Annotated in this window: 22 protein-coding genes; 12 read left to right on the top strand and 10 right to left on the bottom strand. The window is 59.8% G+C overall.

Annotation, left to right across the window (positions count from 1 at the left end; translation table 11 throughout):
* Position 1: 1 nt before the first annotated feature.
* Genes EDF82_RS12475 through EDF82_RS12490 form a run of 4 tightly spaced genes read left to right on the top strand, consistent with a single transcriptional unit; the run spans position 2 to position 4,506 of the window.
* The gene (locus EDF82_RS12475; RefSeq protein ID WP_123755866.1) at positions 2-1,045 is read left to right on the top strand and encodes an ABC transporter ATP-binding protein; all 1,044 of its coding nucleotides are present in this window, start codon (positions 2-4) and stop codon (positions 1,043-1,045) included.
* Positions 1,035-2,045, top strand: coding sequence for an ABC transporter ATP-binding protein (locus EDF82_RS12480; protein WP_123755867.1), 1,011 nt, complete (start codon positions 1,035-1,037; stop codon positions 2,043-2,045). The genes EDF82_RS12475 and EDF82_RS12480 overlap by 11 nt, the downstream gene beginning before the upstream one ends.
* An 18-nt stretch (positions 2,046-2,063) precedes the next feature.
* Positions 2,064-3,248, top strand: coding sequence for an amidase (locus tag EDF82_RS12485; RefSeq protein WP_123755868.1), 1,185 nt, complete (start codon positions 2,064-2,066; stop codon positions 3,246-3,248).
* On the top strand, positions 3,238-4,506 hold the full coding sequence (locus EDF82_RS12490) for a Zn-dependent hydrolase (RefSeq protein WP_123755869.1): 1,269 nt from the start codon (positions 3,238-3,240) through the stop codon (positions 4,504-4,506). The genes EDF82_RS12485 and EDF82_RS12490 overlap by 11 nt, the downstream gene beginning before the upstream one ends.
* 306 nt (positions 4,507-4,812) lie before the next feature.
* Here the strand turns inward: EDF82_RS12490 and EDF82_RS12495 are convergent, their stop codons facing one another.
* A complete protein-coding gene (locus EDF82_RS12495; protein ID WP_123755870.1) occupies positions 4,813-6,276 on the bottom strand; it encodes a PLP-dependent aminotransferase family protein in 1,464 nt (487 codons plus the stop codon).
* A gap of 235 nt (positions 6,277-6,511) precedes the next feature.
* Here EDF82_RS12495 and EDF82_RS12500 point away from each other — a divergent pair, with 235 nt between their 5' ends.
* Genes EDF82_RS12500 through EDF82_RS12515 form a run of 4 tightly spaced genes read left to right on the top strand, consistent with a single transcriptional unit; the run spans position 6,512 to position 9,486 of the window.
* Positions 6,512-7,363: a transporter substrate-binding domain-containing protein gene (locus EDF82_RS12500; protein ID WP_123755871.1), complete on the top strand. Its 852-nt coding sequence runs from the start codon at positions 6,512-6,514 to the stop codon at positions 7,361-7,363.
* Positions 7,364-7,410: 47 nt separating this feature from the next.
* Entirely contained in the window at positions 7,411-8,052 is a 642-nt protein-coding gene (locus EDF82_RS12505; RefSeq protein ID WP_123755872.1) for an amino acid ABC transporter permease, read from the top strand.
* Positions 8,053-8,066: 14 nt separating this feature from the next.
* The gene (locus EDF82_RS12510; protein ID WP_123755873.1) at positions 8,067-8,732 is read left to right on the top strand and encodes an amino acid ABC transporter permease; all 666 of its coding nucleotides are present in this window, start codon (positions 8,067-8,069) and stop codon (positions 8,730-8,732) included.
* Positions 8,725-9,486 (top strand): amino acid ABC transporter ATP-binding protein, encoded by a 762-nt coding sequence (locus tag EDF82_RS12515; RefSeq protein WP_123755874.1) that lies wholly within the window; start codon positions 8,725-8,727, stop codon positions 9,484-9,486. Before EDF82_RS12510 ends, EDF82_RS12515 begins: the two co-directional genes overlap by 8 nt.
* A gap of 60 nt (positions 9,487-9,546) precedes the next feature.
* Here EDF82_RS12515 and EDF82_RS12520 read toward each other — a convergent pair whose 3' ends face one another.
* On the bottom strand, positions 9,547-10,311 hold the full coding sequence (locus EDF82_RS12520; RefSeq protein WP_123755875.1) for an SDR family NAD(P)-dependent oxidoreductase: 765 nt from the start codon (positions 10,309-10,311) through the stop codon (positions 9,547-9,549).
* Positions 10,312-10,617: 306 nt separating this feature from the next.
* On the opposite strand from EDF82_RS12520, the gene EDF82_RS12525 reads away from it, so the two are divergent.
* Positions 10,618-11,955, top strand: a complete 1,338-nt coding sequence (locus tag EDF82_RS12525; RefSeq protein WP_123755876.1) for an aspartate aminotransferase family protein — start codon at positions 10,618-10,620, stop codon at positions 11,953-11,955.
* Between the two features lie 55 nt (positions 11,956-12,010).
* Here EDF82_RS12525 and EDF82_RS12530 read toward each other — a convergent pair whose 3' ends face one another.
* The 5 genes from EDF82_RS12530 to EDF82_RS12550 form a co-directional block, all read right to left on the bottom strand.
* Positions 12,011-12,715, bottom strand: a complete 705-nt coding sequence (locus EDF82_RS12530; RefSeq protein WP_123755877.1) for an ABC transporter ATP-binding protein — start codon at positions 12,713-12,715, stop codon at positions 12,011-12,013.
* Complete coding sequence (locus EDF82_RS12535; protein WP_123755878.1) at positions 12,702-13,538, bottom strand: ABC transporter ATP-binding protein; 837 nt, start codon at positions 13,536-13,538, stop codon at positions 12,702-12,704. Before EDF82_RS12535 ends, EDF82_RS12530 begins: the two co-directional genes overlap by 14 nt.
* Complete coding sequence (locus EDF82_RS12540) at positions 13,531-14,364, bottom strand: ABC transporter permease (RefSeq protein ID WP_123755879.1); 834 nt, start codon at positions 14,362-14,364, stop codon at positions 13,531-13,533. Before EDF82_RS12540 ends, EDF82_RS12535 begins: the two co-directional genes overlap by 8 nt.
* Complete coding sequence (locus EDF82_RS12545) at positions 14,364-15,413, bottom strand: ABC transporter permease (protein WP_227540126.1); 1,050 nt, start codon at positions 15,411-15,413, stop codon at positions 14,364-14,366. The genes EDF82_RS12540 and EDF82_RS12545 overlap by 1 nt, the downstream gene beginning before the upstream one ends.
* A gap of 160 nt (positions 15,414-15,573) precedes the next feature.
* Positions 15,574-17,142 carry an ABC transporter substrate-binding protein gene (locus EDF82_RS12550; protein ID WP_123755880.1) on the bottom strand — a complete coding sequence of 523 codons (1,569 nt, stop codon included), beginning with the start codon at positions 17,140-17,142 and terminating at the stop codon, positions 15,574-15,576.
* Positions 17,143-17,352: 210 nt separating this feature from the next.
* On the opposite strand from EDF82_RS12550, the gene EDF82_RS12555 reads away from it, so the two are divergent.
* The gene (locus tag EDF82_RS12555; RefSeq protein ID WP_123755881.1) at positions 17,353-18,057 is read left to right on the top strand and encodes a GNAT family N-acetyltransferase; all 705 of its coding nucleotides are present in this window, start codon (positions 17,353-17,355) and stop codon (positions 18,055-18,057) included.
* Positions 18,058-18,144: 87 nt separating this feature from the next.
* Here EDF82_RS12555 and betA read toward each other — a convergent pair whose 3' ends face one another.
* The 3 genes from betA to betI are packed head-to-tail and all read right to left on the bottom strand — an operon-like array spanning position 18,145 to position 21,900.
* On the bottom strand, positions 18,145-19,809 hold the full coding sequence (betA, locus tag EDF82_RS12560; RefSeq protein WP_123755882.1) for a choline dehydrogenase: 1,665 nt from the start codon (positions 19,807-19,809) through the stop codon (positions 18,145-18,147).
* Positions 19,810-19,823: 14 nt separating this feature from the next.
* A complete protein-coding gene (gene betB / locus EDF82_RS12565) occupies positions 19,824-21,296 on the bottom strand; it encodes a betaine-aldehyde dehydrogenase (RefSeq protein ID WP_123755883.1) in 1,473 nt (490 codons plus the stop codon).
* Between the two features lie 10 nt (positions 21,297-21,306).
* Entirely contained in the window at positions 21,307-21,900 is a 594-nt protein-coding gene (gene betI / locus EDF82_RS12570; RefSeq protein ID WP_123755884.1) for a transcriptional regulator BetI, read from the bottom strand.
* A 128-nt stretch (positions 21,901-22,028) separates the two neighbouring features.
* Between betI and EDF82_RS12575 the strand changes: the two genes are divergently transcribed.
* The gene (locus tag EDF82_RS12575) at positions 22,029-24,062 is read left to right on the top strand and encodes a choline transporter (protein ID WP_123755885.1); all 2,034 of its coding nucleotides are present in this window, start codon (positions 22,029-22,031) and stop codon (positions 24,060-24,062) included.
* A gap of 222 nt (positions 24,063-24,284) precedes the next feature.
* Positions 24,285-24,437 carry a Hok/Gef family protein gene (locus tag EDF82_RS12580; protein ID WP_049267697.1) on the top strand — a complete coding sequence of 51 codons (153 nt, stop codon included), beginning with the start codon at positions 24,285-24,287 and terminating at the stop codon, positions 24,435-24,437.
* Positions 24,438-24,473: the final 36 nt, after the last annotated feature.

Below are 24,473 nucleotides of genomic sequence, written 5' to 3' on the forward strand. Positions count from 1 at the left end.
GATGCAACCCTTTATCAATACCGACCTCGGCGGGCCGGCCCAGCCGCTGCTGAAGGTCAATAATCTGCTCAAGCACTTTCCCGCCGGCGGCGGCAAAGGCCGCGACGTGGTGCAGGCGGTGGACGACGTCAGTTTTACGGTGCTCAAAGGCGAAACCCTCGGCGTGGTGGGGGAGTCGGGCTGCGGGAAATCGACCACCGCGCGCCTGCTGATGCAGCTCCTGAAACAGGACAGCGGCGAGCTGATCTTTGATGGTCTGGAGGTCGGCTCATCGCGCCTGCCGATGAAAGCGTATCGCCGCCAGGTGCAGATGGTGTTTCAGGATAGCTACGCCTCGCTGAATCCGCGCATGACTATGGAAGAGAGCATTGCCTTCGGCCAGCGGGTGCATGGCGTCAGCGCCAAAGAGGCCAGCGAATATGCCCGCTATCTGCTGGCGCATGTTGGTCTTGAACCGGGGCGTTTTGCTCACCGTTATCCCCATGCGCTCTCCGGCGGCCAGCGTCAGCGCGTGAATATCGCCCGCGCGCTGGCGATGAAGCCCCGGTTGGTGATCCTCGATGAAGCGGTCTCGGCGCTGGATAAATCGGTGGAAGCTCAGGTGCTGCAATTGCTGCAGGAGCTGAAGCGCACCCTCGAGCTGACCTATGTGTTTATCAGCCACGATCTGCACGTGGTGCGCTGGCTGTCGGACCGCATCCTGGTGATGTATCTCGGTGAAGTGGTCGAGATTGGCCCCGCGGAACAGCTGTTTACCGCCTCGGCCCACCCCTATACCCGCGCATTATTAAGCTCGATGCCGTCGATGGACCCGCAGCACCGCACTCTGACCTCGCCATTGAACGGCGATCCGCCAAGCCCGATTTCCCCACCCTCCGGTTGCCGCTTCCATACCCGCTGTCCGCATGCCAGAGCGGTGTGCTCGCAGGTGAAGCCGAAGCTTGAAAACATTGGCGAGGGGCATCAAAGCGCCTGCCTGATGGCGCAACCCGCCTCGCCCTGGCATCAGAACATCGCCATCCAGGAGGTGAGCCATGTCGCATGATGCTTATGTCCACATCCGCGATCTGCGGGTCGAGTTTCGCCGCGACGGTCAGACGGTCAACGCGGTCAACGGCGTCTCTTTCGATGTGCAAAAAGGCGAAGTGATGGCGCTGATTGGCGAATCCGGGTCCGGAAAAAGCGTCACCCTGCGCGCCCTGATGCGCCTGCATCCGCCGAAAAGCAGCGTCCTTTCCGGCACCCTGAAAGTCGGGGAGGAAGAGGTGCTGACCATGAGCGCCTCGCAGCTGCGACGCTACCGCGGCGCGCGCTGTGCGATGATTTTCCAGGAGCCGCTGCTGGCGTTCGACCCGGTCTACACCGTCGGGCAGCAAATTGTTGAAGGCCTGCGTCGTCATGAAGGGCTGTCGCGTCAGGCGGCGCGGGAGCGGGCGCTGGAGGCGTTGCGTCAGGTGCGCATCCCCAGCCCGGAGCGGCGGCTGGATGCCTATCCGCACGAGATGTCCGGCGGGATGCGCCAGCGGGCGATGATTGCCCTCGCGCTCTCCTGTAATCCGCAGCTGCTGCTGGCGGATGAGCCGACCACCGCGCTGGATGCCACGGTGCAAATCCAGATCCTGATCCTGCTGCGCGAGCAGCAAAAGCAGCGCGATCTGTCGATTATCTTTGTGACTCACGACATCGGCGCGGCGGTGGAGATCGCCGACCGGGTGGCGGTGATGTATGCCGGGCGCATCGTCGAGGAGGCGTCGATAGAGGACATTTTATATCGTCCTCGCCACCCATATACCCAGGTGCTGCTGGGCAGCCGCCCGAAAGAGGGGCTGAAGAAGGGCGATGAGCTGCATTGCATTCCCGGCGCGCCACCGGATCTCTCGCAGCTGCCGCCCGGTTGCGCCTTTGCCGAACGCTGCCCGCACGCGCAGCCGGCCTGTACGCAGAGCCAGCCCGCCACCGAACAGGTCGGGCCGCGCCACGTGGTGAGCTGCCATCGCTGGCGGGCGCTGAGCCCGTCCGTTGAACATCGGGCGCTGTACGCCTGAAGCACAGAGGAAACCACTATGCAGGATGATCTTCGCGCCTTTATGCCCTATCCGGCGCATCCGGTGGCCCATGCGTTAAGCGGGCCGCTGAGCGGGATGACCTTTGCGGTCAAAGATTTGTTCGATGTGGCGGGCTACCCGACCGGCGGCGGCAACCCGCATCTGCTGGCGCTGTCGGGAATGAAAAATCGCACCGCGCCGGTGGTGCAGACGTTGCTGGACAACGGCGCGCGCTTTATTGGCAAAACTCACACCAGCGAGCTGGCGTACTCCATGAGCGGGCACAATGTGCATTACGGCACGCCGCGCAACGGTGCCGCGCCGAACCATATTCCCGGTGGCTCGTCGTCGGGGTCGGCGTCGGCGGTGTCGAATGACGCCTGCGATTTTGCTCTCGGCACCGATACCGGCGGGTCGGTGCGCACGCCGGCCAGCTACTGCGGATTGTACGGCCTGCGTCCAACCCACGGTCGTCTCTCCCTCGACGGCTGCCAACCGCTGTGCGCCACTATGGATACCTGCGGTTTTTTTGCCCGTTCAGCCGCGGTTTTCTCCACCGTCGCGGATTGTCTGCTGGGCGAGGCGTCTGCGGATATCGCGAATGTGCAGCTGGCAAGCCACGATGGTCTGTTTTCCCGCCTGCCGCTGCGCAGCCTGCAGGCGCTGCAGCCGGTGCGTCAACGAATCAGCCGTGAGTTCGGGCCGGTCACCGCGCTGAGCGCGCCGCTGCCGGACGTGGACGAGATCTATCTCGCCTTTCGCCAGATTCAGGGCTACGAGGCGTGGCAGTCGCAGGGCGAGACCATTGAGCGTTATGGCCTGCAGCTGGGACCGGACGTGCGTGAGCGCTTCTTCTGGGGTAAAGCGGTGACCAGCGCCCAGTTTGAAGCTGCCTGCCAGCAGCGCGAACGTTTTAGCGCCTGGTGGGACCAGCAGCTCGGTGATGCGGTGCTGGTGATGCCGACCGTTCCCGACGGGGCGCCGCTGCTGACGGCGCAGGCGGAAGAGATCGAAGCGGTACGCCGTCTTTCTCACGATCTACTGTTAATTTCGGTGATGACCCGACGGCCGCAGGTGACGCTGCCGGTCGCTCAGGTGGGCGGTTTGCCGCTGGGTATCTCACTTTTAGGGCCGCGCGGCAGCGATCGTCTGCTGGTCGCGCTGGCCAGCGCATTGATGCAAGGAGACCAATATGAGCAGTGATGTCCTTTTTACTCCCGTAACCGAGACCGCCGCCTGCCGTATTAATGGCGAACGTCTGTGGGATTCTCTGATGACGCTGGCGGAAATCGGCGCCACGCCGAAGGGCGGCTGCTGTCGCCTGACCCTGACCGACCTCGACCGTCAGGGGCGGGATCTGGTGATTGGCTGGGCACAAGCGGCCGGGATGCGCGTCACCGTGGATAAAATCGGTAACGTGTTTATGCGCCGGGAAGGGCGTAACCCAGCGCTGCCGCCAGTGGTGTCCGGCAGCCACATTGATACCCAGCCAACCGGCGGTAAATTTGATGGCAACTACGGCGTGCTGGCGGCGCTGGAGGTGGTGCGCACCCTGAACGATCTGGAGATGGAAACCGAGGCGCCGATTGAAGTGGTGTTCTGGACCAACGAAGAGGGGTCGCGCTTTGTGCCGGTGATGATGGGCTCCGGGGTGTTTGCCGGGGTCTTCCCGCTGGAGACGATCTACGCCGCCAGGGATGCAGAAGGTAAAACCGTCGGCGAGGAGCTGGCGCGGATCGGCTATATCGGCAGCGAGACGCCGGGGGATCATCCGATTGGTGCCTACTTCGAAGCGCATATCGAACAGGGGCCGATTCTGGAAGATGAAGAGAAAATTATCGGCATCGTGCAGGGCGTGCTGGGGATCCGCTGGTACGACTGCGTGGTGACCGGCCAGGCCTCCCACGCCGGGCCAACGCCGATGCGTCTGCGCCAGGATGCGCTGCAGGTGGCGACCCGCATTATGCAGGAAGTGGTGGCGATTGCCGGGCGTAGCACCGAGGGGCGCGGCACGGTAGGGATGGTGCAGGTCCATCCGAACAGCCGCAACGTGGTACCGGGTGAGGTGACGTTTTCTATTGATATGCGCAATCTCAGCGATGCGCTGGTGGATGAGATGGATTGCCAGCTGCGGGCGTTTATCGACCGCGTCGAGCAGGAGAGCGGGCTGACGGTGGCGCTGAAAGAGGTGAGCCACTATCCGGCGGCACCGTTCCACCCTGAGTGTCAGGCGGCGATTGCCGGGGCCGCGCAGCGTCTGGGGTATCCGGCGCGGGAGATTGTCTCTGGGGCCGGGCATGATGCGGTGTACATGAGCTATCTGGCGCCCACCGGGATGATTTTTATCCCCTGTAAGGACGGTATCAGCCACAACGAAATCGAGTATGCCTCACCGGAGCATGTTACCGCCGGGGCGAACGTGCTGCTGCAGGTGATGCTGCAGTACGCGAAAGCGGTATAGGTGACGCCTGACACCACACCCGGTGGCGCTGCGCTGACCGGGCTACGGGGTCATCGCCGTCTGGGGGTTGGCAACCTGGGCACCATTCCCCGGTGGCGCTGCGCTGACCGGGCTACGGGGTCACCGCCGTCTGGGGGTTGGTAACCTGGGCACCATTCCCCGGTGGCGCTGCGCTGACCGGGCTACGGGGCTGCTGCGGTCTGGGGGGGACACACCCGGAGGCGGGCTACGGGGCTGCCGCCGTCTGGGTTTTGTAGCCCGGACAGGCGCAACGCGCCGCCTCCGGGAGAGGTACTGTGGCGGCCGCTAACCCATCTGCGCCAGCTGCCCGCGCAGCACGTCGACCCCTTGCTCGATGGCGTCGGGGTTAATGGCGTGGAACCCCATGCGGAAGAAGTTACCCGGTGGCGCCTCGCTAAGAAAATGCCGCGCGCCGGGCTCAATCAGCACGCCGGCGTGGGCGGCGCGCCAGGTCAGTTGCTGGGTGTTGATCTGCTCCGGAGTCGCCAACCAGAAGGCGTTGGCATGTTCGCTGCCGGCAATAATCCGGCACTCCGGCATGTAGTGTTGCAGGGCATTATGCAGGCGATCCCAGCGCTGGGCGGAGTCGTAATGGTAGCGCCGCAGATGGGTTTCGTAGTGACCCTGGGCGAGGAAATGGGCCATCTGATATTGAATATTGGTCGGCGGATGACGATACACCAGCCGGCGTAATGCCCGGGCTTCGTCAATCAGGTCCGGGTCGGCGACCATAAAGCCCAGCCGCAGGCCCGGCGACAGCGCTTTTGACAGGCTGCTGACGTATACCACTCTGCCGCTGCGGTCGCTGGCCTTCAGCGCCGGCAGCGGGTTGAGCATAAAGTTACTTTCCGAGTCGTAATCATCCTCAATAATCACCGCGTCGTGGCGGGCGGCATGTTCCAGCAGCTGGCTGCGTCGCGCCTTGCTCATCGCCACGCCGGTCGGCACCTGGTGGCCGGGGGTGACGTAGTAGTAATCGCAAGGGGCGTCGTTAAGAACAATGCCTTGTTCATCCACCGGGTGCGGCACAATATCGGTATCAGCGAGCAGGAAGGTGTTGATGGCCTCGCGAAAACAGGGATTCTCCACGCCCACGCGGGTCTTCGCTGACATCAGCAGGCGGGTCAGCAGGTACAGCGCATTTTGCGAACCGAGGGTAATCAGGATCTCATCCGGCGCCGCCACAATCCCGCGCTTCGGCAACACCCGGGTGCGGATCTGCTCAATCAGCATCGGCACATCCTGGTCGATATGGTCCACCACCCATGCCGGGTCACGCACGCCGCCGTGCAGCCAGTTGGCCGCCGAACGCCAGGTAGCCAGCGGGAACTGGCGGGTGTCCGGCTGCCCGTAGATAAACGGATAGCGGTAGTTCATCCAGCCCGCCGGTTTGAGAATCGACTCCTGCTGGCTGGGAGTGATCTGCAGTCGCGTGCCCCATCGTGGTGCAGAACTCTCGCGTGGCGGTGCAGTATCCATGGTCGCGGCAGGGGAATGCTGGTAATCCGGATGCAGATAATACCCGCTGCGCGGGCGGCTGATCAGATAGCCCTCGTTCACCAGACTTTCAAACACCAGCGCGGTGGTATTGCGTGATACCCGCAGCTGGCTGGCCAACTGGCGGCAGGAAGGGAGCGGGGTGTCGGCGGAAAAAATCCCGCCCAGAATGGCGTTAATCAGCGTCTCGCGCACCTGCTCCTGCAAACCGCGGTGCGGGTCGAAATCAACGTGTAACAGGTGTCGGATCATGCTCAGCTCCTTACGCAAACGCGTGCTACAGGAACTGGAGCAAATTCCATACCACCCTGAAATTGACTGACACATCCCCGTAGCGAATCTGGCTCTATCGAGAAATTTAAAACCGTCTCTACATTAAAAATGTATTCATCAGCCGCGGACCGGAACGTCCATCGGCACATATTTTGCAAAACCTTTTCATGTTCGGGAATGAACACGTCTGGCGAATTAATTTAGGGGTGGATTGATGAAAAAATCATTAGGTTCAATGTGTCTTGGCGCCGTAATGGCAATGGCCTTTTCTTATCACGCAGTCGCCGCAGATCTTCCGGAAATTGAAAAGTCCGGCACCCTGAAAGTCGCGACGGAAGATGATTACGCGCCTTTTAACTTTATGAATAACGGCCAGGCCGATGGCTTCAACAAAGATATGCTAGATGAATTGCGCAAATATGCAAAATTCCATGTTGAGCAAAGTATTTTGCCGTGGACCGGATTATTAGCGGCGGTATCAACCGGCCAGTACGATATGGCGTTAACCGGGGCGGTGATTACCGACGACCGTCTGAAAGTGTTTGATTTCACCCCGCCGTGGGCGTCCGCCCAGCACTATTTTGTCAAACGTGCCGGTGATAATTCGCTGAATACCATTGCCGACCTCAGCGGTAAAAAAGTGGGGGTTCAGGCGGGAAGCGCGCTGCTGGCGCGTCTGCCGGAGCTGAAAGCGATGCTCGAGAAAGGCGGCGGCAAGCTGGGGCCGGTGGTGGAATACCCTTCCTACCCGGAAGCCTACGCCGACCTGGCTAACAAGCGCCTCGATTACGTGATTAACGTGGTCATTTCGGTTAACGACCTCGCAAAAGCCAAACCGAAGGTCTTCGCCAAGGGATTACCGGTGTCTGGTCCTGGCTATATGGCATGGCCGATTCCGAAAAACTCACCGCAGTTGTTGGCCTATATGACCAAATTTATGAACCATATGCGTGAGACCGGCAAGCTCGCCGAGCTGCAGAAAAAATGGTTTGGCGAAACCTACGATGACCTCCCGACAGAGCCGATTACCAACCCGGAACAGTTCCATAAGCTGGCTGGTTTCTGACAAATTGCGGCGGGTAACCGCCGCGTGTTAATGCGAAGGAGGGCCCTATGGACGCAATTTCCTGGCAGTTACTGATTGAAGGCGCATGGACGACCCTCTGGATTTCGGCTATTGCGATTACTTTTGGCGTTATGATCGGCCTGCTGATTGCGCTGGTGCGGATGTTACGCCTGCCGGTTATCGATCAGCTGCTGGTGGTGTATATCAGCCTGGCCCGCGCCACGCCGCTGGTGACGCTGGTGCTGTTTCTGTTTCTCTCGCTGCCTACCGTGGGGATCAACCTCGATAAAAACATGGCGGCTATTGTCGCGCTGACCCTCAACACGTCGGCATTTAACGCGGAAATCTGGCGTAACGCCTTCCGTACTTTCCCTCGTGAGCAGCGCGAAGCGGCAGAGTCCGTGGGGATGGGGCGCTGGGCCTATTTCCGCTACATCATGTTGCCGCAGATGTGGATCGAGAGCCTGCCGGCACTGGTCAACGAAATGTCGTTCCTGATCAAAGGCAGCCCGGCGATCGCGGTGATCGGCGTGGTCGATTTGACCCGCGTGACCAACCGAATTTCATCCGTCACTTACGAACCCTTGTCGCCGATCCTTGCGGCGGGTCTGCTGTACGTCGTGCTTATCGGTACGCTGCTGAAATTGCAAAGCATCGCGGAACGCAAAGCTAAACGCCTGGCGCGATAATCACAGGAGGATCTATGAATCAATGGGCCGTTATCTGGTCAGTGCGCGACAGCTTTATCGCGGGATTGCTCGCCACCCTTGAGCTTTTTATTACGGCGGCCGTTGTTGGATTTATCGCCGGCATCGTCTTGTGCTATTTAACCGAATATCAGAAAAAGACCCTGAACCGGTTAATTATTGGCTTTGTCAGCTTAATGCGAGCTATTCCTTTTCTGATTCTGGCCTATTTGCTCTATTACGGATTACCGGAAGTCGGGATCAGTATGGAAGCATGGACCGCCGGGCTGATTGCGTTAATTATCTACCACGGCGCCTATTTCTTTGAAATATTGCGCAGCCAGCGCCGGGTATTTTCCGGGGGCTATATCGAAGCCGCCGTCGCCCAGGGTTTTTCGCGTTATCAAATATTCCGGCGAATTATTTTGCCGAATATCGTCTCATCAGCATTACCGCTACTGGGTAACCAGCTGATTATTTGCCTGAAGGATACGGCTTTTTTGAGCATTATTACCGTTCAGGAGATTACCGCCGCGGCCAACAGCGTCCAGGCGACCTATTTCATCCCGTTTAACGCGTTTATTGTCGCCATTGCGTTGTACTGGGCCGTCAGCATTGTGCTGGAGCTGCTGATCAAACGACTGAGCGCTCTGGGAGCCAAAAGAGGAATGAGTCATGCCTGATACAACGGCTGTGAGTATTAAAAACGTCTCCAAGCAGTTTGATAATATTGAGGTGCTGCGCGACATCAACCTGACGGTTGAAAAGGGGTCAGTGGTGAGTATTTTAGGCTCGTCTGGCTCTGGTAAATCGACGCTTCTGCGCTGTATGAACTGGCTGGAGCAGCCGGACCGCGGCGAGATCCACATCGGCGGCCAGCGTCTGGGGATTGACGAACAAAACGGTAAGGCCATGTCCCACCGCCAGCTGTCAAAGATTCGCGAGCGGGTGGGGATGGTGTTCCAGAGCTTTAACCTGTGGCCGCACCTGAGCGTGCAGCAGAATGTCAGCGAAGCGCTGCTTCGTGTCAAAGGCATGAAGCGCGATGAGGCCAATGCTATCGCCCTGCAGCAGTTGGAAAAGGTGGGGATGGCGCACAAAGCCGATGCCTGGCCGATTACCCTGTCCGGCGGACAGAAACAGCGGGTGGCGATTGCCCGTTCGCTGGCGATGTCGCCGGAGGTGATCCTGTTTGATGAGCCGACGTCGGCGCTGGACCCCGAGCTGGTCAATGAGGTGCTGGGGGTGATGAAGGCGCTGGCGGCAGAGGGATACACCATGGTGGTGGTGACCCACGAAATGGATTTTGCTCGTCAGGTGTCAGATGAAGTGGTGTTTCTTGAAAAAGGATTGCTGATTGAGAAAGCGCCGCCGGAGAAGTTTTTCACCAACCCGGATTCCGAACGCGTCAGACAGTTTTTACAAAGCAGCCGCTAATCAATGCAGTAGCCCGGACAGATGCTTGAGGCACCTGTCCGGGCTACAAACCCTAAAACCTTAATCGCGGTCAATGGCGAACGGCTGCCAGGCCTGACGTACCGGCATCACTTCAACGCGGTTGATATTCATATGGTCCGGCAGGGTGGCGATGTAAAACATCTGTTCGGCAATATCCATCGCGCTCAGCGGGGTGGTGCCGCGATACAGATTATCCGACGCCGCCTGGTCGCCTTTGGTGCGCACCAGGGTAAATTCCGTCTCGGCAATGCCCGGAGCCAGGTCGGTGACGCGCACGCCGGTTCCGAGCAGGTCGCAGCGCAGGTTATAGCTAAACTGCTTCACAAAGGCTTTGCTGGCGCCATATACGTGGCTGCCCGGATAGGGCCACTGGCCAGCGATAGAGCCGATATTGATGATGCTGGCACCGGCGCCGTGGTTAATCAGCGTCGGCAGCAGCGCGTGAGTGACGTTCACCAGCCCGGTGACGTTGGTATCGATCATCGTTTTCCAGTCTTCCAGATCGACCTTCTGCGCCGGCAGCGGCGACAGCGCCAGCCCGGCGTTATTGATAAGCGTAGTCACATCGGCAAACTCAGCGGGAAGCGCCGCCACCGCTGCCGCCACCGCGTCGCTGTCGCGGACGTCGAGTTCGATAATATGCACCGGGACTTGCGCGGCGAGCTTATCCTGTAATGTCTTCAGCCGCTCGACACGACGCCCGCTGAGGACCAATGACCAGCCCGCCTCGGCAAAGACCTGTGCTGCCGCTTCTCCAAATCCCGAGGTTGCCCCGGTAATAAACACCACTTTGCTCGTTGTCATCTCATGCTCCTGTGCAGGTTGTCGTCCCACCATATGCTCTAAATAATTCGAGTTGCTTGTAGGCGGCAAGGCCGTAAATCCCCAGGAGCTTACTCAGGTAAGTGACTGGGGTGAACGGGGGCAGCCAACACCCAAGCAACTTGAAGTATGACGAGTATAAAAACGCTCACCCGACGGGCACAGAGCCAGTCGCGCTATGGCGATGTGACACGGTGTCACATCATTTTCCTCGCACTGGCTCTATCCGTTTTCCCGCTGTGCAGCCAATGATGAATCCAACAACAACGACATGAGAGAGGGCAGGGTATGAAGCTGGCATTACAGAACGATGTTACGGTAAGCAACGATGAAGTACGCCAACTGGATCGTGCTTATGTCTTTCATTCGTGGTCGATACAGGGCAATGTCAATCCGCTGGTGATTGCCGGGGCTAAAGGCTGCGAGCTGTGGGACTACGAAGGCAATACCTACCTTGATTTCAGCAGCCAGCTGGTCAACGTCAACATCGGCTATCAGCATCCTCGCGTGCTGGCGGCCATGAAAGCGCAGATGGATGAGCTGGTGACCATTGCGCCGGCCACCGCCAACCTGGCGCGCGGCGAAGCGGCCAAACGCATTGTCGAGCTGGCGCCGGAAGGCTTCAGCAAGGTGTTTTTCACCAACGCCGGGGCGGACGCAAACGAGAACGCCATCCGGATGGCGCGGTTGTACACCGGGCGCGATAAAGTGCTGTCGGCCTACCGCTCCTACCACGGCAATACCGGTAGCGCGATTGCCGCCACCGGCGACTGGCGTCGCGTACCGAACGAATATTCACGTGGGCACGTGCACTTCTTTAACCCGTACCTCTATCGCAGCGAATTTAACGCGCTGACGGAAGAGGAAGAGTGTCAGCGTGCGCTGGCCCATCTGCGCAGAATGATCGAGTGTGAAGGCCCGACCGCCATTGCCGCGATTCTGCTGGAGTCGATTCCGGGAACCGCCGGGATCCTGGTGCCGCCTGACGGTTATATGCAAGGCGTGCGGGCACTGGCCGATGAGTTTGGCATCGTGCTGATCCTCGATGAGGTGATGGCCGGGTTTGGGCGTACCGGTAGCTGGTTTGCCTTCGAACAGGACGGCATCGTGCCGGATCTGGTGACCTTCGCCAAAGGGGTGAACGCCGGGTATGTACCGGCAGGCGGGGTGTTGATCAGCGAGCCTATCGCCCGCTACTTTGACGACCATTTCTTTGCCGGGGGGCTGACCTATTCCGGCCACCCGCTGGCGATGGCGGCGATTGTCGCCACCATTGACGCGATGAAAGAAGAGAAAGTGGTGGAGAACGCGGCGACCATCGGTAATGAAGTGCTGCGTCCGGGGCTGGAAGCGCTGGCGGAAAAACACGCGATTATCGGTAATGTGCGCGGCCGTGGTCTGTTCCAGGCGCTGGAACTGGTCAGCAATCGTGAGCAGAAAACGGCGTTAACCGCCGCGGATATGGCGGCGATTAAAGGCGCGTTAACCGAGGCCGGTCTGCTGGCGTTTGTGGTGGAAAACCGTATCCACGTGGTGCCGCCATGCACCATCAGCGCCGAGCAGGTGGCGAAAGGGCTGGCGATTTTTGACAGCGTCTTCACCCGCTTTGCCAGCCTGGCGAAGTAACTTCCGCGCAGTACGATTCCCGGGTAGCGGCGTCAACGCCTTACCCGGGAAAACCTTACCCCATCCGATGTTCACCGTTCACCAGCGCTTCGCGATCGAAGAAGCGCTGAATCACCCCTTGCGCCATAAAGGCCGCCCGGTCTGACATATGGGCAATCACATCGGCATCGTGACTGACCAGCAGATAGGTCATTCCGTGCTCCTGTTTCAAGCGGTTCAGCAGATTCAGAATTTCCGCCTGCACCGACATATCCAGCGCCGAGGTTGGCTCATCCAGTAGCAGGATCTGCGGGCGCAGCAGCAGGGCGCGGGCAATCGCCACGCGCTGACGCTGGCCGCCGGAGAGCTGATGCGGATAACGTTGGACGGCATCCGCCGGCAGCCCTACCTGTTCCAGCGCGGTGGTCACCCGCTGCGTAATCTCGTCGATACCATGAATTTTCAGCGGCTCTGCCAGGGTGCGCCACAGCGTATGATTGGGATGCAGCGACGCGTAGGGATCCTGAAATACCATCTGCACGTTGCGCCGCAATGCCCCCTGAAAACGCACGCCGGGGGTGATGGCCTTATCGAAGAGCTCGACCCGGCCATGCCACTCGCGCTGAAGACCGGCGAGCACCCGTAAAATGGTCGACTTCCCGCAGCCGGAGGCACCGATCAGGCTGAAGGTTTCCCCCGCCTCAACGCTGAAACTGGCGGCGGAAACCGCCGTTTTATCGGCAAAATTGACCTGCAATGCATCGAGATTAACGACTGCCATGTGCCGCCTCCGTAAAATCCAGGGTTCTGTCGAGCGTCGGCAACATCTGGCCATAGGTGCCGGCATCGGGGCGGCAGGTCCAGAGCGTGCGGGTATAGGGATGGGTCGCCTGAGGCAGTTCCCGCGCCAGCATCTCATCCACCTGCATGCCCTGATACATCACCAGCACCCGATGGCAATGTTCCGCCACCAGCGGCAGATCGTGGCTTATTAACAGCATCGCCATTTGCCGCTGTTCGCACTGTTCCACCAGCAGTTCGAGTATCTGATTACGCAATCGGGAGTCGAGCGCCGAGGTGGGTTCGTCGGCAATCAGCACTTTCGGGTTGTTAAGCAGCGCGATGGCGATCATCACCCGCTGGCCCATCCCGCCGGAGAGCTCGCCGGGATAGCGGCTGAGCACCGGGAGATCGAGGCCGACGGCATTTACGGCGGCTTTTACCGCCTCCAGCCGGGCGCGGCGGCTCAGGCGCTGATGCAGCGTTAACGCTTCTTCCAGCTGCGCCTGAATGCTTTGCACCGGGTTCAGCGCATAGCGTGGGTCCTGTAAAATCATGGCGATATCGTTGCCGCGCAGCGCCCGCCAGCCGCGGTCGTTGAGGGTCAGAAGGTCGTGACCCAGCACGTTCAGCGTCTCGGCGCTGACCACTCCCGGCTTGCGTACCAGCCCCATCAGGGCGCGGGCGGTCATGGATTTGCCCGAACCGGACTCGCCCACCAGCGCCAGCCGCTCGTTGCCGAGGCTAAAATTGACGTTATTCACCACCCGGGCGGCAGGGTAGTCGATGCACAGCCCGCGAACGGAGAGTCGGGTATCAGTCATGTTGTGGCTCCAGAACATCGCGCAGGCCGTCGCCCAGCAGGTTAAATGCGAGGCTGGCAATCAGGATCACCGCGCCAGGGGCGGCGGCAATCCACCACTGATCGAAAATGACCTGCATGCCGTCGGCAATCATCGCCCCCCATTCCGCCATCGGCGGACGCGCGCCGAGGCCAAGGAAGCCCAGCCCGGCGGCGGCAAGAATAATCCCCGCCAGGTCCAGCGCCAGCCGCACGATAGCCGAAGGCAGGCACAGCGGCAAAATATGGCCGACCAGCAAGCGCCAGCCGCGAATTCCCATCATTTCGGCGGCGGCCAGATAATCGCTGTGGCGCAGGCGTTGAATTTCGCTGCGTGCCTGACGGGCATAGGCCGGCCAGGTGGTGAGGGCCAGCGCCAGCGCGCCGTTAACCAGCCCCGGCCCGAGCATGGCGACAAAGGCAAAGGCGAGGATCAGGCGCGGCATCGACATCACCACGTCGGTGAAACGCATCAGAACCCGCTCCAGCCAGCCGCCGTAATAGCCGGACAAAATCCCCACCAGCAGACCGACGGGCAGGGTGATAAGGGTGACCAGCGCCACCAGCCCCAGCGCCGGGCGCGCGCCGTAAATCAGACGTGACAGCAGGTCGCGGCCATAGCTGTCGGTGCCGAGCCAGTGCTGCGCTCCCGGCCCCTGCAACCGCGCGGCGGCATCCTGCCAGTTGGGATCGAGCGGCGCCAGCCAGGGGGCGAACAGCGCCACCAGCAGCAGCAACGTGATAATCACCAGCCCGCAAAAGGCGGCGGGGGAGCGACGCAGGCGACGCAAAAACAGATAGGCCGGCATCAGCGCACCCTCGGGTCGGTCAACCGGACCAGCAGGTCGGTGAGGTTATTAATGAAGACAAAACTCGCGCCAATCAGCAAGGTGCCGCCCATGATGGCGGTGGTATCGCCGGCAAACAGCGCGGTGGTCAGGTAGCGGCCAATTCCCGGCCAGGAGAAGACGGTTTCGGTTAGCACCGCCCCTTCGAGCATCGAGGTCCAGGCCAGCGCGATCACCGTCAGCAGGGTGCCACGGATGTTGGGCAGCACGTGGCGCAGCAGAATCGTCATCTCGCTGGCGCCTTTGGCGCGGGCCAGCAGGATGTACTCTTTGTTCATCTCGCTAAGGCAGGCGGAGCGGGTCAGGCGGGTAATGCTGGCCAGCGAATAGTATCCCAGCAGCAGCACCGGCAGCAGCAGGTGGCCGATGGCGTTTATGAACGCGGCTTTATCGCCTGAGAGCCAGGTGTCGATCAGCACGAAGCCGGTCCGGGGCTCGACGGTATATTGATAAATATCGTCCAGTCGTCCGGGGCCTGGCGTCCATTGCAGCCTGGCGTAGAACAGCGCCAGCATCAGCAGGCCGAGCCAGAAAATGGGCACCGAGTTGCCAATCAGGGTAAAGGTGCGAACCGCCAGATCCCACGGCGACCCCACGTAGCGCGCGCACAGCACGCCGGAGATAACCCCAAGCAGCGCGCCGACGATCAGCGCCAGCGTGGCCAGTTCGAGTGTGGCGGGAAAGGTGGCGAGCAGATCCTGCAGCACCGGCTGGCCGGTGGAGCTGGCAATGCCCAGATCGCCGTGGGCCAGGTTGACCAGGTAGTGCCAGAACTGCACCGGCAGGGCGCGGTCGAGTCCGAGCTGGTGGCGAACCTGATCGTAGGTAGACTGGCTGGCATGATCGCCAACGATTTGCAGCACCCGGTCAACCGGCGACAGCGCCGAGAGCGCAAAGGTCACCAGCAGCAGACCGAGCAGGGTCAGCGCCAGGGTGAACAGCCCCTGAAACAGCGCGAGCAGAGGGCGCGCGCTGCGCCGCTCTGCTCTGGTAGGTAAAACAGCAGACATGGTTATTCCGTCGGTAAAAAATGCAGTGTTATCAGCTGGTGCGATCCGTTGTAGCCCGGTCAGCGTCGCGCCACCGGGAAAACATAAGGTATCGGGCCTGCGTTCCCGGAGGCGGCGCGTTGCGCCTGTCCGGGCTACCTGATCGTACCTGCCCCAGGCGTTACTTGGTTACCCGGTCATACCAGACCATGTCGGCGTTCAGACCCTGCTGATAACCTTTGACGTTATCGCGGACCACGATCTGGGTTTTCCCTTGATCAACGAAGACGTAAGGCGAACTGCGCTGCAACTCTTCCTGCATTTTTTTATACAGATCGAGGCGTTTTGCCGGGTCCGCTTCGGCGACTGCGGCCTGGGTCTCTTTGTTCAGCTGCGGGATCTGCCAGCCGTTCAGGCCGGCGACGGTGCTGGATTTACCATCATTCCATGCGAAGGCGCTGGCGTTGGAGTGGGCGTCGAAGTAGTCAGGGATCCACAGACGAATCGCCGCCTGGTGCTGCTTTGCGCGCACCCGGGCATACACCTGGCTACCGGCGGCCGGCAGCAGATCGATCTTCACGCCGCCCTGAGCAAAGCTGGCCTGCATCGACTGGGCGATGGTGATGAACGGTGGTTTGTTTTCAACATCAAGGGTGAAGTGGGCATCTTTGATCCCGGCTTTGGCGAGGATCGCTTTGGCTTTCTCAGGGTCGAATTTAAACGGATTGTTGTCCAGCGCGCCCGGCAGACCGACCGGCAGGAAGCTCTGATGGACGAAATACTGGCCCTTGAGCAGATCTTTGGTGATGCCGTCGTAATCCACCAGCCAGCGTGCCGCTTCCCACAAGGCCGGGTTTTTCAGCAGCGGGTTGGCGCTGTTGCCGGTGTTGAACGCCAGGTAGTTCTGCTCGGCGGACGGGATACTCAGCACCGTGACGCCCGGTTTGCCCTGCAGAGCCGCTATCTGATCGGCCCCGAGATCGCGGGCAACGTCGGCATCGCCCTGTTGAATCAGCAGGCGGCGGGACGCCGGGTCGGGGACGTTCTTAATAATCACGTTTTTCAGCTTCGGCGCACCGGTCGGCGAGCTGTCGTTGGCTTCCAGCACGATGGCCTGATGCGGTTGATAGACGCGCATTTTGAACGCGCCGCTGCCCGCGGAGTGCATTTTCAGCCAGCTGTTGCCGAAGTCGTTATCTTTGACGTTCGGGGCCACCAGCTTTTCATCGACGATGGAGGCGATCGGCGTGGAGAGGATATTCAGCGCAACCGCCGGGCTGACGTCGGCGGTCCAGTGCAGCTCCAGCGTGTGGTCATCCACCTTTTTCAGCTGGCTGGCGATGTTGTCCGGCTGCCAGCCGAGCACGTTGAGGATAAAGGCCGGGGACTTATTCAGTGTGACCGCGCGGGTGTAAGAGAAAATAATATCTTCCGGGCGCAGCGGGTTGCCGGAGGCAAATTTAGCGTCGGGCTTGAGCTTGATGGTCAGCGTTTTGGCGGCCGGATCTGCCTGCCAGCTTTCCGCCAGAATCGGGGTGATTTTTTCAGGGTTGTCGCGGTCCGGTTGAACCAGGCGCTGATAGAGGCTCGGCACCGTCTGAATACTGGACAGCTCATTGGCTTCCGCCGGGTCGAGGCTGACAATATCGTCGAGTCCCTGGGCAACGACCAGGGTAGTTGGCGGTGTAGCGGCATGGACGCTGGCGGAGAGCGCGGTCAGTACCAGTAAAGGCAGCAGTTTTTTGGTCATGAGCAATCCCTGAAAAATGTTGTTTTGATTATTTATGCTTCGCTACGTTAGGCCGCTTCACTGCCGTCGTAAAGTCAAAATACCGATAAGCTTATGCGGAAAAAGAATAACCAATACGCTTGAGTTATAAACGAAAAAAACGGTGGCGTGGTTTCCGGGCACATTGCAACTTGATATAACTATTTGGTTACCAATCAATGGGGTAAGGTCATGCCGGAAATGAATCAGTATGGTCAGTGGGTGAACGACAGGGTCGCCGACTGGCAAGGCGCCTGCGTCCTGAAGCGTCTGCCGCTGGGCGGGCGTTTTTGTCTGCTGGAACCGCTGGACGTGCGTCGCCACGCCGCCGATCTGTTTGCCGCCTACGCGCTGGGCGATGAGAGCGACTGGACCTGGCTTGCCAGCACACGGCCAGAGAGCCTCGAGGCCACCGCCCACTGGGTCGCCGGGAAAGTGAACGATGACGCGCTGGTGCCGTATGCGGTTATCGACCTGCATACCAGGCGAGCGGTGGGGCTGGTCAGCTATATGGCCATCGACCGCGCGATGGGGACGGTTGAAATCGGCCATGTTACCTGGTCGCGGCAGATGAAAAATACTGCGCTGGGGACGGAAGCGATGTGGCTGTTGCTGCAATACGCCTTCGAGCAGGGCTATCGCCGGCTGGAGTGGAAATGCGATTCGATGAATGTCGCCTCGCGGCGGGCGGCGGAGCGGCTGGGATTCACCTGGGAAGGGTGCCTGCGACAGAAGTTGGTGCGTAAAGGACGCACCCGCGACAGCGATCAGCTATCGATTATCGATAGTGAATGGCCGGCGCGGGATGCGGTGCTGCGCAGGTGGCTGGCCGCAGATAATTTTGATGCCGATGGGCGACAGCTAAAACGGCTGGAAGCGTGTCGCGATTGCGCGTGATTTTCTGGCATTGCCGGGCAAGGCGCCCGGCATGCATATCAGCATGGTTCAGCCGCGTTCAACGTGACGTCGACACCGTCGCCATGCTCAGCGTCGAACCGGCGCGCCATTAGCGACATAATAGGCCGCCGTGCTTTTCGGCAGCGGCTGACGGCCGCGAATGGCGTCGGCCATTTTTTCGCCAATCATGATGGTGGTGGCGTTAAGATTGCCGGTAATAATCTGCGGCATAATCGAGGCGTCGACCACCCGCAGTCCTTCCAGCCCGTGCACCCGGCCTTCACCATCGACCACCGCCATCTCGTCGTAGCCCATTTTGCAGGTGCCGCAGGGGTGGAAGGCGGTCTCCGCGTGGTTGCGCACGAACTCATCCAGTTCAGCATCGCTCTGACAGTCCAGGCCCGGGCTTATCTCCCTACCGCGATATTTATCCAGCGCCGGCTGATTCATGATGTCGCGGGTAATGCGAATCGCGTCGCGGAACTCCTGCCAGTCCTGTTCGCTGGACATATAGTTAAACAGAATCGCCGGATGATCATGCGGGTCGCGCGATTTGAGCCGAACGTGGCCGCGGCTTGGGGATCGCATGGACCCCACGTGGCACTGAAAGCCGTGTTCCTTCACCGCGTTGGAGCCGTTGTAGTTAATCGCTACCGGCAGGAAGTGGTACTGGATGTTCGGCCAGGCGAACTCATCCCGGCTGCGAATAAATCCGCCCGCTTCAAACTGGTTGCTGGCGCCGACGCCGGTGCCACCGAACAGCCACTCGGCGCCGATTTTCGGCTGATTCCACCACTGTAGCGCCGGGTAAAGCGACACCGGCTCTTTGCATTCGTACTGCAGATACATCTCCAGATGATCCTGCAGGTTTTCACCGACGCCGGGCAGGGCGTGGACCAGCGGAATAGCGAACTGACGCAGCAGCTCCGGGTTACCGACCCCGGAGCGTTGCAGGATCTGCGGTGAGGCGATGGCGCCCGCGCAGAGCAGCACTTCTTTATTGGCGGTGGCTGTTGATGGCGCGGTGCTATCGCCCTCCAGCCATTCGACGCCAACGGCGCGCTTGCCGGCGAAAATAATATGATCGGTCAGCGCGTGGGTGCGGATAGTCAGATTAGGACGCTCGCGGGCCTGGTCGAGATAGCCGCGGGCGGTGCTGGCGCGACGCCCCTGCGGCGTCACGGTGCGATCCATCGGGCCAAAGCCCTCTTGCTGATAGCCGTTAAGGTCCTCGGTACGCGGATAACCGGCCTGCACGCCAGCTTCCACCATTGCATGGAACAGCGGATTGTTGTCCTGCTTTGGTGTGGCGACGCTCACCGGGCCATCGCCGCCGTGATAATCGTTGGCGCCGATATCGCGGGTTTCCGCTTTGCGGTAGTAGGGCAGGCAGTCGAGGTAGCTCCACTGGGCCAGCCCCGGCGCGGTGGCCCAGTTGTCGAGATCCATGGCGTTGCCACGGATATAGCACATGCCGTTAATCAACGAGGATCCGCCGAGGCCTTTTCCGCGTCCGCACTCCATGCGGCGGTTGTTCATATGCGGTTCAGGCTCGGTCTCGTAGGCCCAGTTATAACGCCGGCCCTGTAACGGAAAGGCCAGCGCGGCGGGCATCTGGGTGCGGAAGTCGAAACGATAATCCGGGCCGCCTGCTTCCAGCAGCAGGACGGTGGTGTCGGGATCTTCCGTCAGTCGTGTCGCCAGTACGTTGCCGGCGGAACCGGCACCAATAATGATGTAGTCAAATTGCAAAAATGACCTCCTGGTTAAAATATGGATTGAAACTGACCCATCTCAACCTGGATGGATTTTACCTGGGTGTAGTTCTGCAGAGTCTGCACGCCGTTTTCGCGGCCAATGCCGGAGTGCTTGTAGCCGCCAACCGGCATCTCCGCCGGGGATTCACCCCAGCTGTTGATCCAGCAAATACCCGCTTCCAGCTGGTGGATGATGCGGTGGGCGCGGTTGAGATCCGGGGTGACGACACCGGCGGCGAGGCCGTATTCGGTGGCGTTGGCGCGGCGAATCACTTCGGCTTCATCGTCGTAGGTCAGAATCGACATCACCGGGCCGAAGATCTCTTCGCGCACGATGGTCATCCGATCGTGACAGTCGGTAAATACCGTCGGGGCGACCCACGCGCCGTGGTCGAACGCGGCCCCTTTCAGGACATCGCCGCCGCACAGCAGACGGGCGCCTTGCTGTTTGCCGCTCTCGATGTAGCGCAGCACGTTTTCGCGGTGCGGGAAACTCACCAGCGGCCCGAAGTTGGTGCTTTCCTCAAACAGATCGCCGGGGCGAATGCGCGCCACGCGGGCGAGGATTTTCTCTTCAAATGCCGCTTTAAAGCGTGTCGGAATAAACACGCGGGTGCCGTTGGTGCAGACCTGGCCTGAGCTGTAGAAGTTGGCCATCATTGCGATGTCGGCGGCGAGGTCGAGGTTAGCGTCCTCGCAGACGATCAGCGGCGATTTGCCGCCCAGCTCCATGGTCACTTCCTTTAGAGAGGAGGCGGCGGAGTTGGCCATCACTTTTTTGCCGCTGGCGATGCCGCCGGTAAAGGAGATTTTGGCGATATCCGGGTGCTCGGTGAGATACTGCCCGGTTTCAGCGCCGATCCCCGGCAGCACGTTAAACACGCCTTCCGGCAGGCCCGCTTCACGGTAAATTTCCGCCAGCTTCAGGGCGCTGAGCGGGGTGACTTCGCTCGGTTTAAAGATCATCGCGTTACCGGCGGCCAGCGCCGGGGCCGATTTCCATAAGGCTATCTGGATCGGGTAGTTCCAGGCGCCGATCCCGGCGACCACGCCCAGCGGTTCCCGGCGGGTATAGACGAAGGAACTCTCGCGCAGCGGGATCTGGCTGCCTTCCAGCGCCGGGATCAGGCCTGCGTAGTACTCCAGCACGTCAGCGCCGGTGGCGATATCAACGGCGGCGGTTTCGCTCAGCGGTTTGCCGGTGTCGAGGGTTTCCAGACGCGCCAGTTCGTCATTGCGCTGGCGCAGAATATCGACCGCGTTGCGCAGAATGCGCGAGCGTTCCATGGCGCTCATTGCCGCCCAGATTTTTTGCCCTTTCTGGGCGCTTTTTACCGCCCGGTCGACGTCTTCGCGACCGGCGGCCTGGACGACCGCCAGAACTTCCCCGCTGGCGGGGTTGATGGTCTCGAAGGTTTTACCGCTGGTGGCGGAAACATAACCACCGTGGATATAAAGCTGTTGTTCGGCCATTCGGGACATGGGTCCTCCGTTAGTGAGAAGTCGGTGGCAAATACTGGCTGATGAAGTGTTCGGCGAGCGTTTCAGCGCGGGCTTTATCCAGTGGATTACCGCTTAGCGCCGCGCGTAGCCACAGCCCGTCGATCAGCGCGGCAAGACCGTAACCGGCCTCCTGCGCCGCTTCGCGCGGCAGGGCGCGCTGGAATTCATAGACAATGTTCGACAGCAGGCGCCGGCTGCAGACCTGCTGCAGGCGATAGAGCATCGGTTGATGCATGCTGCTGGCCCAAAAGGCGAGCCAGGCTTTCATCGCCGCGTTGCTTATCTGGCTGTCATCGAAGTTGCCCGCTACGATGGCGCGCAACCGCTCCTGTGGAGAGGCTGCGGGCAGGGCGTGCAGGCGGCTCAGTACCGCCTCGCGCAGCTGGCCGGTGATATCACGCATCGTCGCTTCCAGCAGCCCGTTCTTATCCTTGAAATAGTGGCTGATGATGCCGGTGGATACCCCAGCCCGTCGGGCAATCTGCGCGATGGTGGCATCGTGCATTCCCACTTCATTAATGGCGGCCAGCGTGGCGTCAATCAGCTGCCGCTGCCGTATCGGTTGCATCCCCAGTTTGGGCATATTTCAGACTCTATTCATCAGCTTTGTTTATATATTAAAGCGGTTTTTGATTGGACGTTCAATATAAAGTGTGTCTTAATTGTTGCGGATTTTGATTCTAATAGTTGCAAAAACAGTAAGGAGAATGGATGACAGACCTTTCGCCGAGCAGAGAAAAGGACAAAGTCAATCCGGTGGTTTTTTATACTTCCGCGGGACTGATTTTGTTGTTTTCCCTGATGACTCTCTTCTTCAGCGATTTTTCCGCGGCCTGGATTGGCCGTACCCTGAACTGGGTTTCAAAGACTTTTGGCTGGTATTATCTGCTGGCCGCGACGCTGTATATCGTGTTTGTGGTGTGCATTGCCTGCTCGCGCTTCGGGTCGGTGAAGCTCGGGCCGGAGCACTCGAAACCGGAGTTTAGCGTGCTGAGCTGGGCGGCAATGCTGTTTGCCGCCGGGATCGGCATCGACCTGATGTTCTTCTCTGTCGCCGAGCCGGTGACCCAGTATATGCAGCCGCCGGAAGGGGCGGGGCAGACCATGGAGGCGGCGCGCCAGGCGATGGTGTGGACGCTGTTTCATTACGGGCTGACCGGCTGGTCGATGTATGCCCTGATGGGGATGGCGCTGGGATACTTTAGCTATCGTTATAATTTGCCGCTCACCATCCGCTCTGCGCTCTATCCGATCTTCGGCAACAAGATTAATGGTCCTATCGGCCACAGCGTGGATATCGCCGCGGTTATCGGGACGATTTTTGGTATCGCCACCACTCTTGGGATTGGCGTTGTGCAGCTCAACTACGGCCTCAACGTGCTGTTCGATATTCCGGATTCGCTGGGGGCGAAAGCGGCGCTTATCGTGCTGTCGGTGATTATCGCGACTATTTCTGTGACCTCCGGGGTCGATAAAGGCATTCGTATTCTTTCCGAGCTGAATGTGATGCTGGCGCTGGGGTTGATTCTGTTCATCCTGTTTATGGGCGATACCGAGTTTCTGCTCAATGCGCTGGTGCTTAACGTCGGCGACTATGTGAATCGCTTTATGGGCATGACGCTGAACAGTTTCGCCTTCGACCGCCCGGTAGAGTGGATGAACAACTGGACCCTGTTCTTCTGGGCGTGGTGGGTTGCGTGGTCGCCGTTTGTCGGGCTGTTCCTGGCACGTATTTCGCGCGGGCGCACCATCCGTCAGTTCGTGTTGGGGACGCTGATTATTCCGTTCACCTTTACGTTGCTGTGGCTGTCGGTGTTCGGCAACAGTGCGCTGTATGAAATCATCCACGGCAATGCGGCCTTTGCCGCAGAGGCGGTCGCGCATCCGGAGCGCGGCTTCTATAACCTGCTGGCGCAGTATCCGGCGTTTACCTTTAGCGCTTCGGTCGCGACGATCACCGGCCTGCTGTTTTATGTCACCTCCGCCGATTCCGGGGCCTTGGTGCTGGGCAATTTCACCTCGAAGCTGAAGGATATCAACAGCGATGCGCCTAACTGGTTACGGATTTTCTGGTCAGTGGTGATTGGTTTACTGACCCTCGGGATGCTGATGACCAACGGTATTTCCGCCCTGCAGAACGCCACGGTGATTATGGGACTGCCGTTTAGTTTCGTGATCTTTTTCGTGATGGCGGGATTGTATAAGTCATTGAAGGTGGAAGATTATCGCCGCGAGAGCGCCAATCGGGATACTGCCCCACGTCCGCTGGGCGTGCAGGATCGTCTGAGCTGGAAGAAGCGCCTGTCGCGTCTGATGAACTACCCCGGTACGCGCTATACCCTCCAGATGATGGAGACAGTGTGCTTCCCGGCGATGGAAGAGGTGGCGCAGGAGCTGAAGCTGCGCGGCGCTTACGTCGAACTGAAAAGCCTGCCGCCGGAAGAGGGGGACAACCTGGGCCACCTCGATCTGCTGGTTCATATGGGCGATGAGCAGAACTTTGTTTATCAGATCTGGCCGCAGCAGTATTCCATTCCCGGCTTTACCTACCGGGCGCGTAGCGGCAAGTCGACCTACTATCGTCTGGAAACCTTCCTGCTGGAAGGAAGCCAGGGCAATGACCTGATGGACTACAGCAAGGAGCAGGTGATCACCGATATTCTCGATCAGTACGAGCGCCATCTGAACTTTATCCACCTGCATCGCGAAGCGCCGGGCAACAGCGTGACCTTCCCAGGGATGTAGGCCGTCTGAACGTTTTCTGAAAAATGATTTTAGCTGGTTAAATAGACAGTGGTATACGCAGGGAAGCGTATGATGACGGCGGGTGCCTGAGGCTTTCTGAGTTCAGGCTGAGGTGAGGATTCAGAAAGACGAAGCCCCAGGAGATGTTCCCATCAACCTGAGGCCTACAATCCAAACCTAGCACGTTGGATAGTAGCCTCTTCTTCGCATGGAGGCAACGAGATGCTGACAAAGTATGCCCTGGTGGCAATCATGGTGTTATGTCTGACGGCACTGGGATTGACGTTAATGGTACGCGACTCGCTGTGTGAGTTAAGTATCAAAGAGCGTCATATGGAGTTTAAGGCCGTTCTCGCTTACGAAACGAAGAAGTAGCCGGTATGCGGGGAGTCATCCCCGCCTATCCGCAGG

Source organism: Klebsiella sp. BIGb0399 (assembly GCF_003752615.1).
Taxonomy (GTDB): domain Bacteria; phylum Pseudomonadota; class Gammaproteobacteria; order Enterobacterales; family Enterobacteriaceae; genus Klebsiella; species Klebsiella lignicola.

Bases quoted from the DNA above. Each gene is read 5' to 3' on its own strand.
- EDF82_RS12475 (WP_123755866.1), top strand. From the start codon at position 2: ATGCAACCCTTTATCAATACCGACCTCGGCGGGCCGGCCCAGCCGCTG.
- EDF82_RS12480 (WP_123755867.1), top strand. From the start codon at position 1,035: ATGTCGCATGATGCTTATGTCCACATCCGCGATCTGCGGGTCGAGTTT.
- EDF82_RS12485 (WP_123755868.1), top strand. From the start codon at position 2,064: ATGCAGGATGATCTTCGCGCCTTTATGCCCTATCCGGCGCATCCGGTG.
- EDF82_RS12490 (WP_123755869.1), top strand. From the start codon at position 3,238: ATGAGCAGTGATGTCCTTTTTACTCCCGTAACCGAGACCGCCGCCTGC.
- EDF82_RS12495 (WP_123755870.1), bottom strand. From the start codon at position 6,276: ATGATCCGACACCTGTTACACGTTGATTTCGACCCGCACCGCGGTTTG.
- EDF82_RS12500 (WP_123755871.1), top strand. From the start codon at position 6,512: ATGAAAAAATCATTAGGTTCAATGTGTCTTGGCGCCGTAATGGCAATG.
- EDF82_RS12505 (WP_123755872.1), top strand. From the start codon at position 7,411: ATGGACGCAATTTCCTGGCAGTTACTGATTGAAGGCGCATGGACGACC.
- EDF82_RS12510 (WP_123755873.1), top strand. From the start codon at position 8,067: ATGAATCAATGGGCCGTTATCTGGTCAGTGCGCGACAGCTTTATCGCG.
- EDF82_RS12515 (WP_123755874.1), top strand. From the start codon at position 8,725: ATGCCTGATACAACGGCTGTGAGTATTAAAAACGTCTCCAAGCAGTTT.
- EDF82_RS12520 (WP_123755875.1), bottom strand. From the start codon at position 10,311: ATGACAACGAGCAAAGTGGTGTTTATTACCGGGGCAACCTCGGGATTT.
- EDF82_RS12525 (WP_123755876.1), top strand. From the start codon at position 10,618: ATGAAGCTGGCATTACAGAACGATGTTACGGTAAGCAACGATGAAGTA.
- EDF82_RS12530 (WP_123755877.1), bottom strand. From the start codon at position 12,715: ATGGCAGTCGTTAATCTCGATGCATTGCAGGTCAATTTTGCCGATAAA.
- EDF82_RS12535 (WP_123755878.1), bottom strand. From the start codon at position 13,538: ATGACTGATACCCGACTCTCCGTTCGCGGGCTGTGCATCGACTACCCT.
- EDF82_RS12540 (WP_123755879.1), bottom strand. From the start codon at position 14,364: ATGCCGGCCTATCTGTTTTTGCGTCGCCTGCGTCGCTCCCCCGCCGCC.
- EDF82_RS12545 (WP_227540126.1), bottom strand. From the start codon at position 15,413: ATGTCTGCTGTTTTACCTACCAGAGCAGAGCGGCGCAGCGCGCGCCCT.
- EDF82_RS12550 (WP_123755880.1), bottom strand. From the start codon at position 17,142: ATGACCAAAAAACTGCTGCCTTTACTGGTACTGACCGCGCTCTCCGCC.
- EDF82_RS12555 (WP_123755881.1), top strand. From the start codon at position 17,353: ATGCCGGAAATGAATCAGTATGGTCAGTGGGTGAACGACAGGGTCGCC.
- betB (WP_123755883.1), bottom strand. From the start codon at position 21,296: ATGTCCCGAATGGCCGAACAACAGCTTTATATCCACGGTGGTTATGTT.
- betI (WP_123755884.1), bottom strand. From the start codon at position 21,900: ATGCCCAAACTGGGGATGCAACCGATACGGCAGCGGCAGCTGATTGAC.
- EDF82_RS12575 (WP_123755885.1), top strand. From the start codon at position 22,029: ATGACAGACCTTTCGCCGAGCAGAGAAAAGGACAAAGTCAATCCGGTG.
- EDF82_RS12580 (WP_049267697.1), top strand. From the start codon at position 24,285: ATGCTGACAAAGTATGCCCTGGTGGCAATCATGGTGTTATGTCTGACG.